13 protein-coding genes and 1 tRNA gene are annotated in these 15,010 nt (G+C 66.5%); 8 read left to right on the forward strand and 6 right to left on the reverse strand.

Annotated elements, in window-relative coordinates; all coding sequences use genetic code 11:
- Positions 1 to 32: 32 nt before the first annotated feature.
- Positions 33 to 1,535, forward strand: a complete 1,503-nt coding sequence (gene mqo, locus QNM97_RS16790; protein ID WP_283819477.1) for a malate dehydrogenase (quinone) — start codon at positions 33 to 35, stop codon at positions 1,533 to 1,535.
- A 24-nt stretch (positions 1,536 to 1,559) separates the two neighbouring features.
- On the opposite strand, the gene QNM97_RS16795 is transcribed toward mqo, so the two are convergent.
- A complete protein-coding gene (locus QNM97_RS16795) occupies positions 1,560 to 1,823 on the reverse strand; it encodes a hypothetical protein (RefSeq protein WP_283819478.1) in 264 nt (87 codons plus the stop codon).
- A gap of 189 nt (positions 1,824 to 2,012) precedes the next feature.
- Between QNM97_RS16795 and QNM97_RS16800 the strand changes: the two genes are divergently transcribed.
- Positions 2,013 to 2,873: an HpcH/HpaI aldolase/citrate lyase family protein gene (locus QNM97_RS16800; protein WP_283819479.1), complete on the forward strand. Its 861-nt coding sequence runs from the start codon at positions 2,013 to 2,015 to the stop codon at positions 2,871 to 2,873.
- A gap of 24 nt (positions 2,874 to 2,897) precedes the next feature.
- Here QNM97_RS16800 and QNM97_RS16805 read toward each other — a convergent pair whose 3' ends face one another.
- From QNM97_RS16805 to QNM97_RS16815, 3 genes are read right to left on the reverse strand one after another with little or no spacing between them, the layout of a single operon-like run.
- Complete coding sequence (locus tag QNM97_RS16805) at positions 2,898 to 4,277, reverse strand: MFS transporter (RefSeq protein ID WP_283819480.1); 1,380 nt, start codon at positions 4,275 to 4,277, stop codon at positions 2,898 to 2,900.
- A 51-nt stretch (positions 4,278 to 4,328) separates the two neighbouring features.
- Positions 4,329 to 5,297: a PDR/VanB family oxidoreductase gene (locus QNM97_RS16810; protein WP_283819481.1), complete on the reverse strand. Its 969-nt coding sequence runs from the start codon at positions 5,295 to 5,297 to the stop codon at positions 4,329 to 4,331.
- A complete protein-coding gene (locus tag QNM97_RS16815) occupies positions 5,294 to 6,421 on the reverse strand; it encodes an aromatic ring-hydroxylating dioxygenase subunit alpha (protein ID WP_283819482.1) in 1,128 nt (375 codons plus the stop codon). Before QNM97_RS16815 ends, QNM97_RS16810 begins: the two co-directional genes overlap by 4 nt.
- Before the next feature lie 325 nt (positions 6,422 to 6,746).
- Between QNM97_RS16815 and QNM97_RS16820 the strand changes: the two genes are divergently transcribed.
- A complete protein-coding gene (locus tag QNM97_RS16820; protein ID WP_283819483.1) occupies positions 6,747 to 7,538 on the forward strand; it encodes a hypothetical protein in 792 nt (263 codons plus the stop codon).
- A gap of 124 nt (positions 7,539 to 7,662) precedes the next feature.
- Here the strand turns inward: QNM97_RS16820 and QNM97_RS16825 are convergent.
- Both QNM97_RS16825 and QNM97_RS16830 read right to left on the reverse strand, forming a co-directional pair.
- Positions 7,663 to 7,734 (reverse strand) — tRNA-Gln (locus tag QNM97_RS16825).
- A gap of 126 nt (positions 7,735 to 7,860) precedes the next feature.
- Positions 7,861 to 8,616 (reverse strand): SDR family oxidoreductase, encoded by a 756-nt coding sequence (locus tag QNM97_RS16830; RefSeq protein WP_079931750.1) that lies wholly within the window; start codon positions 8,614 to 8,616, stop codon positions 7,861 to 7,863.
- Positions 8,617 to 8,827: 211 nt separating this feature from the next.
- Here QNM97_RS16830 and glmU point away from each other — a divergent pair, with 211 nt between their 5' ends.
- From glmU to asnB, 5 genes are all read left to right on the forward strand, one after another.
- Positions 8,828 to 10,330: a bifunctional UDP-N-acetylglucosamine diphosphorylase/glucosamine-1-phosphate N-acetyltransferase GlmU gene (gene glmU / locus QNM97_RS16835; RefSeq protein ID WP_283819484.1), complete on the forward strand. Its 1,503-nt coding sequence runs from the start codon at positions 8,828 to 8,830 to the stop codon at positions 10,328 to 10,330.
- Between the two features lie 82 nt (positions 10,331 to 10,412).
- Complete coding sequence (locus QNM97_RS16840) at positions 10,413 to 11,390, forward strand: ribose-phosphate diphosphokinase (RefSeq protein ID WP_283819485.1); 978 nt, start codon at positions 10,413 to 10,415, stop codon at positions 11,388 to 11,390.
- 118 nt (positions 11,391 to 11,508) lie between these two features.
- Positions 11,509 to 12,684, forward strand: a complete 1,176-nt coding sequence (locus QNM97_RS16845) for an MFS transporter (RefSeq protein WP_283819486.1) — start codon at positions 11,509 to 11,511, stop codon at positions 12,682 to 12,684.
- A 10-nt stretch (positions 12,685 to 12,694) separates the two neighbouring features.
- Positions 12,695 to 13,036: an arsenate reductase (glutaredoxin) gene (arsC, locus tag QNM97_RS16850; RefSeq protein ID WP_283819487.1), complete on the forward strand. Its 342-nt coding sequence runs from the start codon at positions 12,695 to 12,697 to the stop codon at positions 13,034 to 13,036.
- Between the two features lie 123 nt (positions 13,037 to 13,159).
- On the forward strand, positions 13,160 to 15,001 hold the full coding sequence (gene asnB / locus QNM97_RS16855) for an asparagine synthase (glutamine-hydrolyzing) (RefSeq protein ID WP_283819488.1): 1,842 nt from the start codon (positions 13,160 to 13,162) through the stop codon (positions 14,999 to 15,001).
- Positions 15,002 to 15,010 lie beyond the last annotated feature (9 nt).

The following is a 15,010-nucleotide window of genomic DNA, read 5'->3' on the forward strand; positions in this document are numbered from 1 at the left end:
ACACACTGAGCTGACACCACGGAAAGGACACCATGCCCAGTCACCGATATCGCACCCTCGCGCCGACCGACGTTCTCATGATCGGCGGCGGAATCATGTCGGCCACGCTCGCATCGATGCTCGCCGTTCTCCAACCAGATTGGCGGACAACCGTTGTGGAGCGTAGATCGGGCGTGGCCCAGGAAAGCAGCAATGCCTGGAACAACGCGGGTACCGGCCACAGCGGATACTGCGAGCTGAACTACATGCCGGACCCCACCGATCCGGCGAACGCGGTCGGTATCGCAGAGCAATTCCTGGCGACCCGGCAATGGTGGTCGTACCTGGCCGACAATGGACTCGTCGAACCGTCCCGATTCGTTTCGGCAACACCGCATCTCGACGTGGTATTCGGCGAACGCAACATCACCTATCTGCGGCGTAGGTACGAAACCCTGAAACGGCACCCATGTTTCGCCGATATCGAGTACAGCGAAGACCGCGCACAGATCGCCCGCTGGGCACCCTTGGTGATGGCCGGCCGCCACTCCGAGGAAACCGTCGCGGCAACGCGGGTCGCCGACGGCACCGACGTCGACTTCGGCGCGCTGACCCGCGAGATGTTCGCCGTGAGCACGCGCACCGGCGGCACGGTCATCTGTGATCACGAGATCAGGACGCTGCGTCGGAATTCCCAGGGCGGGTGGGTCGCTCGCGGACGGACCTCTGACGGTGAACGATTCGGGATCACCGCGCGATTCGTCTTCGTCGGCGCGGGCGGCAAGGCACTGACGTTGCTGCAGCGCGCACGCGTTGACGAGGTCCGCGGCTACGGGGTGCTGCCGGTGGGCGCGGCGTTCTTCCGGTGCGCGAACTCGTCGGTGGTTCAACAGCATCGGGCCAAGGTGTACGGCCAAGCTCCGCTCGGCGCCCCGCCGATGTCGGTTCCCCATCTGGACGCACGCGTCGTGGACGGCACGCCCTATCTGATGTTCGGCCCGTACGCCACCTTCAGCACCAAGCTTCTCGCACACGGCGCCTGGACCGACTTCTTCGCGACACTGCGGTGGCACAACCTGCGAACGCTGAGTGCCGCCGGCCGAGACAATCTCGCGCTGGTGCGATATCTCGTATCGCAGCTGATCGCCCGTGAGTCGACCAAATTCGCGCAACTCCAGCGCTTCTATCCCGGAGCCGATCCCGCCGATTGGGACGTGATCGCGGCAGGTCAGCGCGCACAGTTGGTCACCCCGGATGCGGATCGGGGCGGAGTACTGCGGACCGGCACCGAACTCGTCGTCAGCGCGGATCGATCGATCGCGGGTTTACTCGGCGCTTCTCCCGGGGCGTCGACCGCCGTGCCGATCATGATCGAGGTATTGCGGCGCGCGTTCCCCGACCACTGGCGTGCGCGGTGGCACGAGGTGATGGCCGCCGCCGTTCCCGCACAGTCGAATCCGCCGCGGACTATCGACGGGGTCCATGACGCACTTGCCGTCACCGCGCGATCGCTGGGTCTGGATGGGCCAGGTGCTCAGGCCGGTGTGTCAGCGTGAGCCCTCCGACCCGACGAGTCTCGCTCAGCCGATCAGCCACGCGACGATGGCGACCGCACCGAGATAGAACAGGACGACGCCGACGACGAGCACCAGCGCGAACACCGTCGCCACCGGCATGACACCCCACCGCTGCGACCACGTTCCGAGGTCTCCCATGTGCGCGAGTGCTGCCGCGAGAAGCCCACACCCGGCAACGAAGAGCACCGTCCGGACCAGGTATGCCCACGCCCCGGTGATTCGTGCCGATCCGATCGACACCTCGACACGTCTGTGTCCCCACTTCACGATTGCCCACCTCCCCTTGCCTGCACTTTCGGCAATCAGGGAGTTGGTCGACCGGATTGCCGGGATGAGCACGCGAAAGTGACCGAGGTCTCATCCGCACGTCGGTTCGGATGTGAACACAATGACAACAACCTTGGCCGACAGGCGTCGGCGCGCAACCATGGGCACGTCAACGGAAAGGCAGGACACATGGCGTTCGACACCACCGCTTCGACCCTCGACCCGACAGCCCGCCCCGATCTCGACATCGCCCGCAGCTGGCTGCTGACCCCGGCAACACCCGACCAGCCCGAGCTGATCGGCGCCGCGCTGCGATCCGACGCCGACGCGGTCATCCTCGACCTCGAGGACGGTCTGGCCGCCTCACTCAAGCAGGCAGGACGGAAGGCAGTCCGCCGATTCCTCGGCTCGACAAGCGCCTGGGTGCGTGTGGCCCAGACGGGAACCCCGGATTGGGCTGCCGACATGGCCGTTCTCGCCGGGACATCCGGGCTGCGTGGCGTCGTGCTCGCCAAATGCGAGAGTCCCAACGATGTGGCGGCAACGGCCGGCCGTCTCGGCGTTGGTGTGCCCGTGGTCGCGCTGATCGAGTCGGCCGTTGGTGTGGAAGATGCCACTCTCATCGCCCGGCACCCGTTGTGTGTGCGCCTGGCCTTCGGGTCCGGGGACTTCCGCCGCGATACCGGTATGGCCGATGATCAGATGGCCCTTGCCTATCCGCGAGCTCGCCTGGTGATCGCGTCTCGGGTGGCCGGGCTACCGGGACCGATCGACGGGCCCACGCGCGCCGCCGACGCCGACGACCTGCACGCCGACACCACACATGCGGCGTCGATGGGAATGACCGGCCGGCTGTGCCTTCGTCCCGACCATGCCGGGGTCATCAACACCGTGTTGAGTCCCAGCGACAGCGAACTCGCACACGCTCGTCGCCTCATCGACCATATCGGTGATGGGCAGCACGTCACGGACGGCAGCGATCTTCCGAATCTGTTGCGAGCCAAGGCATTGGTGGCCCGCGCCGAGCGCCTCGGCATGGCCGTGCTCTGACGCAGCGGCGCCCCCTGCAGACCCTCAGGCCGGCTCCGCGGACTTCGTGTCCACCGCGGGTAGCGCCTCCTCGGTCATCGCCCGGTCGGCGTCGCGCATCGGTAGGGCGAACAGCAGTACCAGCGCGACAAGCGATCCCAGCCCCATGATCCCGGATACCTGGAGCAGACTCTGGTCGCCGAGGACCTGGAACATCAAGCCCGCGAGCAGCGGCGAACTCGCCGCACCCAATCGTCCGACGCCCAGGGCGATTCCGGTGCCGGTTGCTCGGGCGTATGCCGGGAAGCACCGTGCGAACGCCGAGTAGTAGCCCACCATGGCCGCATTGGTGAACATCCCGGCGAGCAGCGCGCCGACCTGCCAGCCGAGCAGGGTGTCCTTGCCCATGCCGAAGGCAAAGACCAGCAATGCGCCGAGAATCAGGGACAGTGCCAGCGGGATCTTGATGTCCCACCAGCGCATGGCGATTCCGAAGATGAGACAGCCGATCGCTCCACCCACGTTGGCCCAGGTGAGTACGCCTGCCGCCTGCGCGGGCGAGTACCCGAGGTCGGCGACGATCTGGGTGGCCCACTTCAACACGTAATAGAAGGTGATGGTGTGGAAGGTGTAGCCGAGCGCGAGCAACACGGTGGTGCGACGTAGACCGGGCTTGCGCAGCAGATCCAGAGCCCGTGGCTTCCCGGCTGCGGTAACGCGTTTGGGCAGAGCATCGATGAGCGGAAGCTGCAGCGCTTTGAGGCTCCGGTTGATCTTGCGCACCGCATCGTCGGGGCGTCGTGCCGCATAGTAGGCGGGGGTCTCGGGCACGAGCAGCAGCACCAGCGGGATCATCACCGCCGACACGATGGCACCGAACACGAAGACCGAACGCCAGTCGAAGGCCACCAGCAACCAGTGTTGCGCCACCAGACCACCGATCACCGCGCCCACCGGGTAGCCGACGACCATCGCCGACATGGCGATGCTGCGGCCCTTGGCGCTCGACGTCTCGGCGGTCACCGCGTTGATCGCGGCGAGCATGCCGCCGATACCGAGGCCGGTGATCAGCCGGACCGCCACCAGGAAGGCGACCCCGTCGGCGGTTGCCGCGAGGAACATGCCGACCGACATCACGCTCAGACACAACAGGATTGCCGGTTTGCGGCCGAGTCGGTCGGCGAGTCCGCCGAGCACGACGGACCCGATGCCCATACCTATCAGCTCTGCTGACAGGATGACGCCGAGCTCACCTCGGGCGATCCCCCAGTCCTTGGCGATGCCCGGCGCCGCGAAAGCGCTGGCGAGGACGTCGAATCCGTCGAGCGCATTCAGGACGACCATGAGTGCCACGCAGATCCATTGTCGAGATCTCATGGGGTGTTGTTCGACGACGAGTCGGGGGTCGAGGGTCGCAGAAGACATGACTGTTCTCCATCGGTCGTGGTGGGCGAAAAGGGTTCCAGGCCCTGGCGTTCAGGGTTTCTCGAGGGTGAGGATCGGCGTCGATCCGCCACCTACGACCCGGGATACACATGCGCACAATCGTTGTGCTTCGGTCTTCTGCTTCTCGCTGTAGAAGACGTCGCGGTGGTCGATCCGGCCGGACACCTCGACAACCGATAACTCGCACAGGCCGCATTCGCCACGTCGGCAGTCCGACATGACGTCGAGTCCGGCGCGCTCGAGGGCACCGAGGAGGGTCTCGGAAGTACCGACGGTGGTGCGGAAGTCGAGGCTCGGGATGGCGACGTCGAAGGGTTCGGGATCGAACCAGCCGCTGTTGCCGAAGGTTTCGTACCGCAGGTTCGCCAGTGGGAGTCGGCGGGCGAGCCAACGGCGGCGGGTGTCGTCCATGAGTCGAATGGGTCCGCACATGTAGAGTTCGGCGCTCTCGTCGAGATCGTCGACGATGTCGGCGACGTCGAGATAAGCGCCTTCGTCGTTGGCGTACACCGTGATCCGGTCGCCGTGGAGCACCTGCAACTCGTCGAGGAAAGCCATCACCCGGCGGCTTCGGCCGACGTAATGGATCTCGTATTCGGCACCGAGTCGGGCCAGCACCGCCGCCATTCCCGCCATCGCGGTGATCCCGATGCCGCCGGCGAGGAGCACATAACGTTGCGCGCCGACGCGCAACGGAAAGTTCTGCAGGGGTGCGGTGATCTCGACCTCGTCGCCGGCACGTAGGCCATGCATATAGTGCGAGCCGCCACGTGAGGTCGGTGACCGCCGGACGCCGAGCGTCACCGACGTTCCGTCGGGCGAGCCGTGCACGATCGAGTAGGAGCGGGTGTCGTTGTCGGGCAGCCGGATGTCGAGGTGCGCCCCCGGCGGCGCGTGATGGGGCCGGTCGGTGACGATCTCGATTCGCGCAATACCCTCGGCCGCAGGAACGTTCGACACCACCCGGCCGCGGAGCCATCCGATCTGGTTGTCCGTCATCGTCGTGGCCCTGCGGTGGCGGTGAGCGCATCGATGTTGGTGATGGCGCTGCGTTCCTGCTCGATCATCCGGGAAACGATGCGACGCGCCCACATCCCGCCCGCATCGATGTTGAGGTTGTAGAACTCGTGGTCGGGGTTGGCCTCGATGGCCGCCTGTTGCGCGGTGAGCATCTCCTCGTCCTCGCCGAAGACACCGTGCACTCCGTCGCGTAGTTGGGTGGTGATGAGTTGGCTGTCGAGGCGGTAGTTGCGCATGAAAGCCCAGAAGTAGATCGCCGTACGCTCATCGACCGGACTGATGGTGTTCATGACGAATCCGTTGACGCCCTGACTTCGATCGCCTTCCGGAGCGCCGGTGCCCGCCTTGGCGACTCCGACGTCGATGCGGATCGTGCCCGGCGCCTGGAATTCGATGATCTGCCAACGATCGACCTTGCCGGTGAATCCGGGGAACTTGTCGCGCATGTTCTTCAGCCAGAACGGCGGGGCGTCGATGTTGTGCATCCACCGGGTCACGGTGACCGTGTTCTCGTCGTGAGTGGTGATGAACTCGGATTCGCTGAGTTCATCCTGCCCGATAGAGGACGAGTGGACGAACTCCTCGTGCGTGAGATCCATCAGATTGTCCACCACGAGTTGGTAATTGGCGCGTACGTCGATGGTCAGACCGTCGCCGGCCCACTCCGGCGAATCCATCTGGAACATGTCCGGGATCGTCGACGGGTCGGCCAGGGTCGGGTCACCGGGCCACACCCACAGGTACCGGTGGCGCTCCTCGATCGGATACGACGCGACCATCGCCGACGGATTGATGGTCTCCTGGGCGGGCATCCGCGTACAGCGACCGGCGGCGTTGTACTGCAGTCCGTGATACGGGCATTGGATCTCCTCGGCTCCGATCCGCTTGCCCATCGACAGCGGCGCCAGCCGGTGCCAACACGCATCGGCCAACGCGACCGGGCGTCCGGAATCCGTGCGGTAGAGCGCCAACGGTTTGCCCGCGATCGTGCGGGCCAAGATCTGCGTCGAGCCGACCTCGTGGTCCCAGGCGGCTGCGTACCAGGCGTTGAGCGGAAACTGCATGTTCTTCGCGGTGGCTCCCGCGGGACCGAGGTCGGTCATGGCGTGTCCTTCGTGCGATGGGCTGCATCGCGTGTGTGAACTACCTATGCATGTAGATAGTTGGTGACGTGGAGCACACAGTATTCATATCCGTAGAGATTGTCAACGGTTTCGGCATTCACCGACCTTGCGTTGTGGATGAGGCGCAGCAGGGTCGGCCGTTCATACGCCCGGGGGTGTCATACGTTCGGGTGGATTGCCGATGTTGGCGCCGCATGCGTACGCGGGCAGCCCGGTCGCGTGCTATTCATTCGTGACCAAACACCGATCGGCTCGAGGTGGGAGACCATGAGAAGACTCGCGATCGCGGGGTGCAATTCTCTGCGTGGCGACGGCAGTGGCGTTGACCGGCTGCACGACGTCGGGGACACCCAGCGGCTCCCCACCGTCGGTGACGTCGGCGCATTCGACCGGAGCACCACCAACCGCCACGACGCCGACGACTGTGCCGCTCGTACCGGCGAGCGACGTCGATGTGCAGGGTTTCACCGCCTACAACGGCAAAGCGCAGTGCCGTGGCACCGACCGTGCCGAGATGTACATGCGGACCGCCAAGTCCGCACTGGTCGTGTGCCGCAGTGAGATCAACCGGCTCTATTACCGCGGCTACCGGATCGCCGACGGCGCCAGCATCGAGCTCTACGAGGTCTACCCCCAAGGCACCGGCTATGTGGCTGTCAACGTCGCCGACAGTGCCCGCTATGTGATCACCGGCACCGGTTTCCAGGTGATCCAGAACGGCGCGGTGGTCACCGAGGAGTCGGCGATCGGGATCGGGCCACAGTCGTGGGCGAGCGCTCAGACGGCGGCACCGACTTCGACCCCGGCGGCATCGGCGGTGGTGCTCGGCGCAGCCGGGTCGGAGAATGAAACCGGTTATGGCACAGCCCAACCCAGCTCGATTTCGCTGGGTTCCTGCTCGAACTCCATCGATCAGATCACCTGGCAGGGTTGGGGCAACGACGTCGCGTTCGGCACGGGCATCGGTTGCTCCACGACTGGCCCCGGCTCGCGATACACGCTGGTGGCCTCCGACATCGGCATGTGCAATGGCGTTCGGGCGTACCGCAAGCTCAAGATCGGCAGCAACACCTCGCCGACCGACATCTGTCGATGAGCGGACGGCGGCGGGTTTCGGCGCTGTCAGCGGAATACAGAGCGCTGTCGGCGCGATGGTGAGCGCTGTCGGCGAGGGGCAGGGCGCTGTGGGCGGAATAGAGAGCGCTGTCGGCAGTGAAGGGCTCCCCCACCAGGACTCGAACCTGGAATGCCTGAACCAAAATCAGAAGTGTTGCCGATTACACCATGGGGGAATAACGCGGACCTGATTGTGCCACAGGGCGGCGCGTGGGTCCGCATCGATTCCCGCCAGTCCGTTTCCCTCCCGCTCGATCAGGTCGACGCGCGGGAAGGAAACGGAGCAGCGGGAGGCTCGGAGGTCAGTCCTTGGGGCCGCCGGCGACGTAGATGACCTGACCGGAGACGAATCCGGCGCCTTCGCTGACGAAGAACGACGCGGTGTGGGCGATGTCCTCGGGCACGCCGGTGCGGTTGACCGGGATCTGGGAGGCGCTGAGCTTCTTGAACTCCTCGAAGTCCATGCCGACGCGGGCCGCGGTGGCAGCGGTCATGTCGGTCTCGATGAAGCCCGGCGCAATGGCGTTGGCGGTGACGCCGAACTTGCCGAGCTCGATCGCGAGGGTCTTGGTGAAGCCCTGCATGCCCGCTTTGGCCGCCGAGTAGTTGGCCTGCCCGCGGTTGCCGAGCGCCGAGGTGCTCGACAGGTTCACGATGCGACCCCAGCCGGCGTCGACCATGTGCTTCTGGGCGGCCTTGGTGACGTTGAACGCACCGCGCAGGTGAACGGCCAGCACGGTGTCCCAGTCGTCGACACTCATCTTGAACAGCAGGTTGTCGCGGAGCACGCCGGCGTTGTTGACGACGACGGTCGGCGCGCCGAGTTCGGCGACGACCTTGTCGACCGCCGCCGCAACCGACGCCTCGTCGGCCACATTGGCACCGACGGCGATGGCCTTGCCACCGGCCTCGGTGATGGCGTTGACCGTGTCGGCGCAGTTCGCCTCGTCGAGGTCGAGGACCGCCACGGCCAGCCCGTCGGCGGCCAGTCGCTTGGCGACGGCTGCACCGATCCCGCGTGCCGAACCGGTCACGATTGCTGTCTTCTGGGTGCTCATCGGCTTCCCTTCATTGCTGATCATCGGGTGTGATGTGGGTCCCTTTGGTTCTATCAGGCAGCATTCCTGCCGGGGGACGCCGGTCGGCGGCCGCTAACCGGTCAGTACTATCGGGCCGTTGCCGTGCGGCGGGGCCGGCGCCGGATCGTCTCGACGCGCGACTCCCGCCCGACGCCAACCCACCCACAGACCAGCTCCATCGGAGGTCGACATGACACAGACGTCCCCCACGACGACCGCCGTCATCGTCCTCGCCGCCGGTGCCGGTACCCGTATGCGGTCCAAGACCCCGAAGATCCTGCACACCATCGCCGGCCGCAGCCTGCTCGGACACGCCCTGCATGCCGCCGCCGACCTCGGCGCCGCGCACGTCATCGCCGTCGTCGGACACGAACGCGAGCGGGTGACCGCGGCGGTGGAATCCACCTCGCAGTCGCTCGGCGTCCCGGTCTCGGTCGCCGTCCAGGACCAACCGCTCGGCACCGGCGACGCCGCCCGGGCCGGCCTTCAAGCGCTACCCGACGACTTCACCGGCACCGTCGTGGTCACCGCCGCCGACGTACCCCTGCTCGACGGGCCGACGCTACGTGCCCTCGTCGAGACCCATTCCGCCAACGGTGGCGCCGCGGTCACGGTCACCGGGTTCCACGCCGGCGACCCGACCGGCTACGGACGCATCGTCCGCGACGACGACGGCGGGGTCCACGCGATCGTCGAACACAAGGACGCCTCCCCCGAACAGTTGGCGATCACCGAGGTCAATGCCGGGGTCTACGCCTTCGACGCGACCGCGCTGCGCACCGCGCTCCGCGGGCTCTCCACCCACAACGCCCAGGGCGAGTACTACCTCACCGACGTCGTCGAGATCGCCCGTGAATCCGGAAAGTCGGTGCACGGCTTCACTGTTGACGATCCGATGCTCGTCGCCGGATGCAACGACCGCGCGCAGCTCGCCCAGTTGGCAGCTGAACTCAATCGACGGATCGTGCGTCGGCATCAGCTCGCCGGGGTGAGCGTCGTCGACCCGGCGACCACGTGGATCGACCTCGACGTCACGATCGCCGAAGACGTACGGATCGAGCCGGGAACCCAACTGCACGGCGCGACCACGATCGGCGAGGAGGCCGTCATCGGACCGGACTGCACGCTCACCGACGTCGCCGTCGGACGTGGTGCGCAGGTCATCCGCACCCACGGCAGTAGTGCTGCCATCAGCGACAACGCGCTGGTCGGCCCTTTCGCCTACCTGCGGCCGGGCACGGTCCTCGGCGTCGGCGGCAAGATCGGCACCTTCGTCGAGACCAAGAACGCGGTCATCGGTTCGGGCAGCAAGATCCCCCACCTCACCTATGTCGGGGACGCGCGGATCGGCGACGAATCCAACATCGGCGCCTCGAGTGTCTTCGTCAATTACGACGGGGTGAACAAGCATCAAACGGTCATCGGTTCGAACTGCCGGACCGGTTCTGACAATATGTTCGTCGCACCTGTACAGATCGGTGACGGCGCGTACACCGGTGCGGGTACCGTCGTGCGCGACGACGTCCCGCCCGGCGCCCTCGCGGTCTCGGCAGGTGCACAACGCAACATCGAGGACTGGGTGGTCCGCAAGCGTCCGGACACGGCCGCCGCGCAGGCCGCTCGCGCGGCCGCCGAGACGCCCTCGGCACCCACCATCGACGAGACCACCATCGACGAAACACGGCGACCGTAGGCGAGTCCGCCTGCAGTCTGGGCCACCACCCGATCAGAACACCATCGAGTCCCGACCACCAGCCCCGAGTAGAAGAGTTTCCATGACCTGGACGACCGACAACCAGAAGAACCTGATGCTGTTCGCGGGGCGTGCGCACCCCGAGCTCGCGCAGGCCGTTGCCGACGAACTCGGCATCAAGCTGACGCCGCAGACCGCGCGCAACTTCGCCAACGGCGAGTTGTTCGTGCGCTTCGAGGAGTCGGTGCGCGGGTCGGATGCCTTCGTGCTGCAGAGCTGCCCGGCCCCGCTCAATGAGTGGGTGATGGAAGCACTCATCATGATCGACGCCCTCAAGCGCGGATCGGCCAAACGCATCAGCGTGATCCTGCCGTTCTATCCGTATGCCCGTCAGGACAAGAAGCACCGTGGCCGCGAACCGATCTCGGCTCGCCTGATCGCTGATCTGATGAAGACCGCGGGCGCTGATCGCATCATCACCGTCGACCTGCACACCGATCAGATCCAGGGCTTCTTCGACGGGCCGGTCGATCACATGCACGCCCTGGGGCAGCTCTCGGAGTACGTCCGCGAGAAGTACGGCACCGACAACATCGCCATCGTCTCCCCCGATTCCGGTCGCGTGCGGGTGGCCGAGAAGTGGGCCGACGCCCTCGGCGGCGCCCCGGTGGCGTTCATCCACAAGACCCGCGACCCGATGGTCGCCAATCAGGTTGTCGCACACCGTGTTGTCGGTGAGGTCGAGGGCCGCACCTGCGTGCTGATCGACGACATGATCGACACCGGCGGCACGATCGCCGGCGCCGTCAGCAAGCTCAAGGATGCCGGTGCCGGTGACGTCGTCATCGCCACCACGCACGCCGTGTTCTCCGACCCGGCCGCCGAGCGCCTCGCCAACTGCGGGGCGACCGAGGTCATCGCCACCGACACCCTGCCGATCCCGCCGGCGAAGCACTTCGAACAGCTCACCGTGCTCTCGATCGCCCCGCTGCTGGCCCAGACCATCCGCGAAGTTTTCGAAAATGGATCGGTGACAAGTCTTTTCGACGGCATTGCCTGACCGGTAGCACCGGCACCGCGCCTTCGTCCTGCGACTGCGGGCCGCCACGATCATGATGGTCGAGGCGGCCCGCAGTCGTGTCGCCCTTCCCCGCCCGACCGCGAGAGGAGGATCGCCCGTGACCGACCGCGTCAGCGCCCGCACCTGGGCCGCTGTCGGCGCACTCGGCTTGGGCGTGTTCACCGTCACGACCACCGAGATCATGCCGATCGGCCTGTTGCAGCCGATGGCCGCCGATCTGGGGGTCTCCGACGGTTCGGTCGGCCTGGTGGTCACCGCGGTCGCCTTCGTCGCCGCGATCGCTGCGCCCACGTTGTCGACGACGACCCGGCGCGTGGATCGGCGACTGCTGCTGATCGCGGTGATGACGGTCTTCACCCTCGGCAACGCGCTCACCGCGATGGCCCCGGGTTTCGCGACACTGATCGTCGTGCGGGTGCTGATCGGCGGCGCCCTCGGGCTGCTGTGGACGATCGTGGCGCCGACCACCCTGCTGCTCGTGCCACCGCGATATGCGGTGCGCGCCACCACGATCACCTTCTCCGGGGTGTCGATCGCCTCGGTGCTGGGCGTGCCGTTGGGCACCCTGGCCGGCCAGCAACTCGGCTGGCGGGCCGCCTTCTGGGCGCTGGCCGGGTTGTCGGCGCTGACCCTCGCAGCCCTCGCAACGCTGCTCGGGCCGACCCGGCCCGCAGGCGGGGTCGCGTTGCGACGGTTGCCGTCGATGCTGCGCAATCGCGACCTGCGGCTCACGGTGGTCATCACCGCCGTCGTGATCACCGGTGCGTACGCCGCCTACACCTACGTGACACCGCTGATCGTCGACGGTATCGGCATCGACGACGACCTGGTCAGTGCCGTGCTCCTGGTGATGGGGGCCGCGGGCGTCGCCGGCAACTTCGCCGCCGGAGCCCTGCTCACCCGCCTCACCTCCGCCCGTGCGGGCCTCGCGACGGTAATCGGGGTACTCGCGGTGGCACTGTGGCTGGTGGCGGCGACCACCACAGTCCCGCCCCTTGCCCTGGTGGCGCTGATGGTGTGGGCCGTCGGCTACGCCGCCATCCCCATCGGATTGCAGACGACCGTGCTGCGGACCGCGCCCGCCCACCGCGAGGCCGCGACCACCGTGTATTCGACGGCCTTCAACCTGGCCATCGGCGTGGGCGCGCTCGTCGGCGCGCAGGCCATCGACAGAGCGGGCGTGCTGGCCCCGATCGTCGTCGGCGCACTGTGCGCGACGGTCGCCCTGGCACTGACCGCACGGCTGCCCGGACGCGCCGGCGCACTGGAATAGGGTGGGTCGGGTGAACGCGACGATCTACCACAACCCACGCTGCACGACGTCCCGCAAGGCCCTGGACAAGCTCCGTGAGGCCGGCATCGAGCCGACCGTCGTCAAGTACCTCGACGAGCCGTACACGCGGGCCCAACTCGAGACACTCTTCGCCGACGCAGGCCTGACCGCGCACCAGGCGGCACGCAAGCGTGAATCGCTCTACAAGGACCTCGATCTCGCCTCGGCGTCGGAGTCCGAGGTGCTCGACGCGATGGTCGAACACCCGATCCTCGTCGAGCGACCGTTCGTCGTCACCGACAAGGGCACCCGCCTCGCCCGCCCCCTCGACACAATCGACGAAATCCTCTGAGCCCTCGGGCATATCCGGCAACACCGACATTTCACCACGCTTTCTCGACGTCTTCGGAACCTCGTGTTACAACGGGTTTACGAAGATAGTTAGTTTCTCTAATGAAATCGAGAGGTGCGTTCTATGTGCGGTATCACCGGATGGGTGGGTTTCGACCACGATCTACGACGCGAGGGCCACGTCATCGAGGCGATGACCTCGACGATGGCACTCCGCGGCCCCGACGACGTCGGCACGTATCTCGAGCCGCACGTCGGGCTGGGACACCGACGCCTGGCCATCATCGACCTCCCCCTCGGCCATCAGCCGATGACGGTGCAGACCCCGGCCGGTACCGTGGCGATCGTCTACAGCGGCGAAACGTACAACTTCCGCGAGTTGCGTACCGAATTGCGTTCCCTCGGGCACGAATTCGTCACCGACTCGGACACCGAGGTGGTGTTGCGCGGCTACGTGCAGTGGGGCGCCGAGGTGGCCGATCGCCTCAACGGCATGTATGCCTTCGCCATCTGGGACGGGCGGATCGAAGAACTGACCATGGTGCGTGATCGCCTGGGAATCAAGCCCTTCTACTTCTCCCGCACCGACGACGGCGTCGTCTTCGGCTCGGAGCCCAAGGCCATCCTCGCCAACCCGCTGGTCCCCCACACCGTCGACCTCGACGGTCTGCGCGAGCTGTTCGCGATGACCAAGGCGCCAGGATGGTCGTTGTGGCGCAACATCTCCGAGGTGGAGCCGGGCACCATCGTCACCGTCGGCCGCGACGGCCTGCGCACCCGCACCTACTGGTCGTTGCCGGCGCACGGCCACGACGACGACCTCGAGACGTCGGTCGCGACGGTTCGCGAGTTGCTCACCGATATCGTCGATCGACAGCTCATCGCCGACGTCCCCCGCTGCGTTCTGCTCTCCGGCGGCCTGGACTCCAGCGCCCTGACAGGTCTGGCCGCTGCCCGCCTGGGCTCCGAAGGCCAACGTGTGCACAGTTATTCGGTGGACTTCGCCGAACAGGAGGAGAACTTCACCCCGGACGAGATGCGCGACACCCCGGACTCGCCGTTCGTGCGCGACGTCGCCGCGCATGTCGGATCGATGCACCGCGACGTCGTGCTGAACCCGGCCGACCTCACCGACCCGGAGGTCCGGCGTGCGGTGATCGGCGCCCGCGATATCCCCGCCGGGCTCGGCGACATGGACACCTCGCTCTACCTGCTGTTCCGCGCGATCCGCTCGGAGTCGACGGTCGCCCTGTCGGGCGAGTCGGCCGACGAGGTGTTCGGCGGGTACCGCTGGTTCTTCGACGAGAACGCCCGTACCGCAGCCACTTTCCCGTGGCTGGCCTTCTCCTCGGCGATGACGCGCGATCGCCACGCGATGCTCTCCGGCGATCTTCAGCGGCGTCTCGACGTCGAGAACTACATCGCCGACCAGTATGCCAGTGCGCTCGCCACCATCCCCGTCGTCGACGGTGAATCCGACGACGAACGGCGGATGCGCCGGTTCAGTCATCTCCACCTGACGCGATTCGTCCGAATGTTGTTGGACCGCAAGGATCGTGCGTCGATGGCCGTGGGACTCGAGGTCCGCGTCCCATTCTGCGACCACCGGCTCGTCGAGTACGTCTACAACACCCCGTGGTCGATGAAGACCTTCGACGGCCGGGAGAAGAGCCTGCTGCGCCACGCGACGTCACATGTGTTGCCGCAGTCGGTGATCGACCGCACCAAGAGCCCGTATCCGTCCACACAGGACACCAAGTACACCCAGACGCTGCAGGATCAGCTCACCGACATGGTCGGCGAGCGCGATCATGAGGTGTTCGCGCTGGTCGACCGCGACGCGGTGTCGGCGATGATCGCCGCCGATGCGGCAACCTGCGACACCGGACTGCGCAACCAGATGGATCGGGTGCTCGACCTGTATCACTGGATCGACATGTACTCCCCCGAGCTGGTGCTCGACTGAGCTGCGCGC

It is taken from the genome of Gordonia sp. L191 (assembly GCF_030077625.1).
Lineage (GTDB): Bacteria > Actinomycetota > Actinomycetes > Mycobacteriales > Mycobacteriaceae > Gordonia > Gordonia polyisoprenivorans_A.

What these genes read in the sequence shown, in the direction of transcription:
- mqo (WP_283819477.1), top strand. Translation starts at nt 33, where the DNA reads ATGCCCAGTCACCGATATCGCACCCTCGCGCCGACCGACGTTCTCATG.
- QNM97_RS16800 (WP_283819479.1), top strand. Translation starts at nt 2,013, where the DNA reads ATGGCGTTCGACACCACCGCTTCGACCCTCGACCCGACAGCCCGCCCC.
- QNM97_RS16805 (WP_283819480.1), bottom strand. Translation starts at nt 4,277, where the DNA reads ATGTCTTCTGCGACCCTCGACCCCCGACTCGTCGTCGAACAACACCCC.
- QNM97_RS16810 (WP_283819481.1), bottom strand. Translation starts at nt 5,297, where the DNA reads ATGACGGACAACCAGATCGGATGGCTCCGCGGCCGGGTGGTGTCGAAC.
- QNM97_RS16815 (WP_283819482.1), bottom strand. Translation starts at nt 6,421, where the DNA reads ATGACCGACCTCGGTCCCGCGGGAGCCACCGCGAAGAACATGCAGTTT.
- QNM97_RS16830 (WP_079931750.1), bottom strand. Translation starts at nt 8,616, where the DNA reads ATGAGCACCCAGAAGACAGCAATCGTGACCGGTTCGGCACGCGGGATC.
- glmU (WP_283819484.1), top strand. Translation starts at nt 8,828, where the DNA reads ATGACACAGACGTCCCCCACGACGACCGCCGTCATCGTCCTCGCCGCC.
- QNM97_RS16840 (WP_283819485.1), top strand. Translation starts at nt 10,413, where the DNA reads ATGACCTGGACGACCGACAACCAGAAGAACCTGATGCTGTTCGCGGGG.
- asnB (WP_283819488.1), top strand. Translation starts at nt 13,160, where the DNA reads ATGTGCGGTATCACCGGATGGGTGGGTTTCGACCACGATCTACGACGC.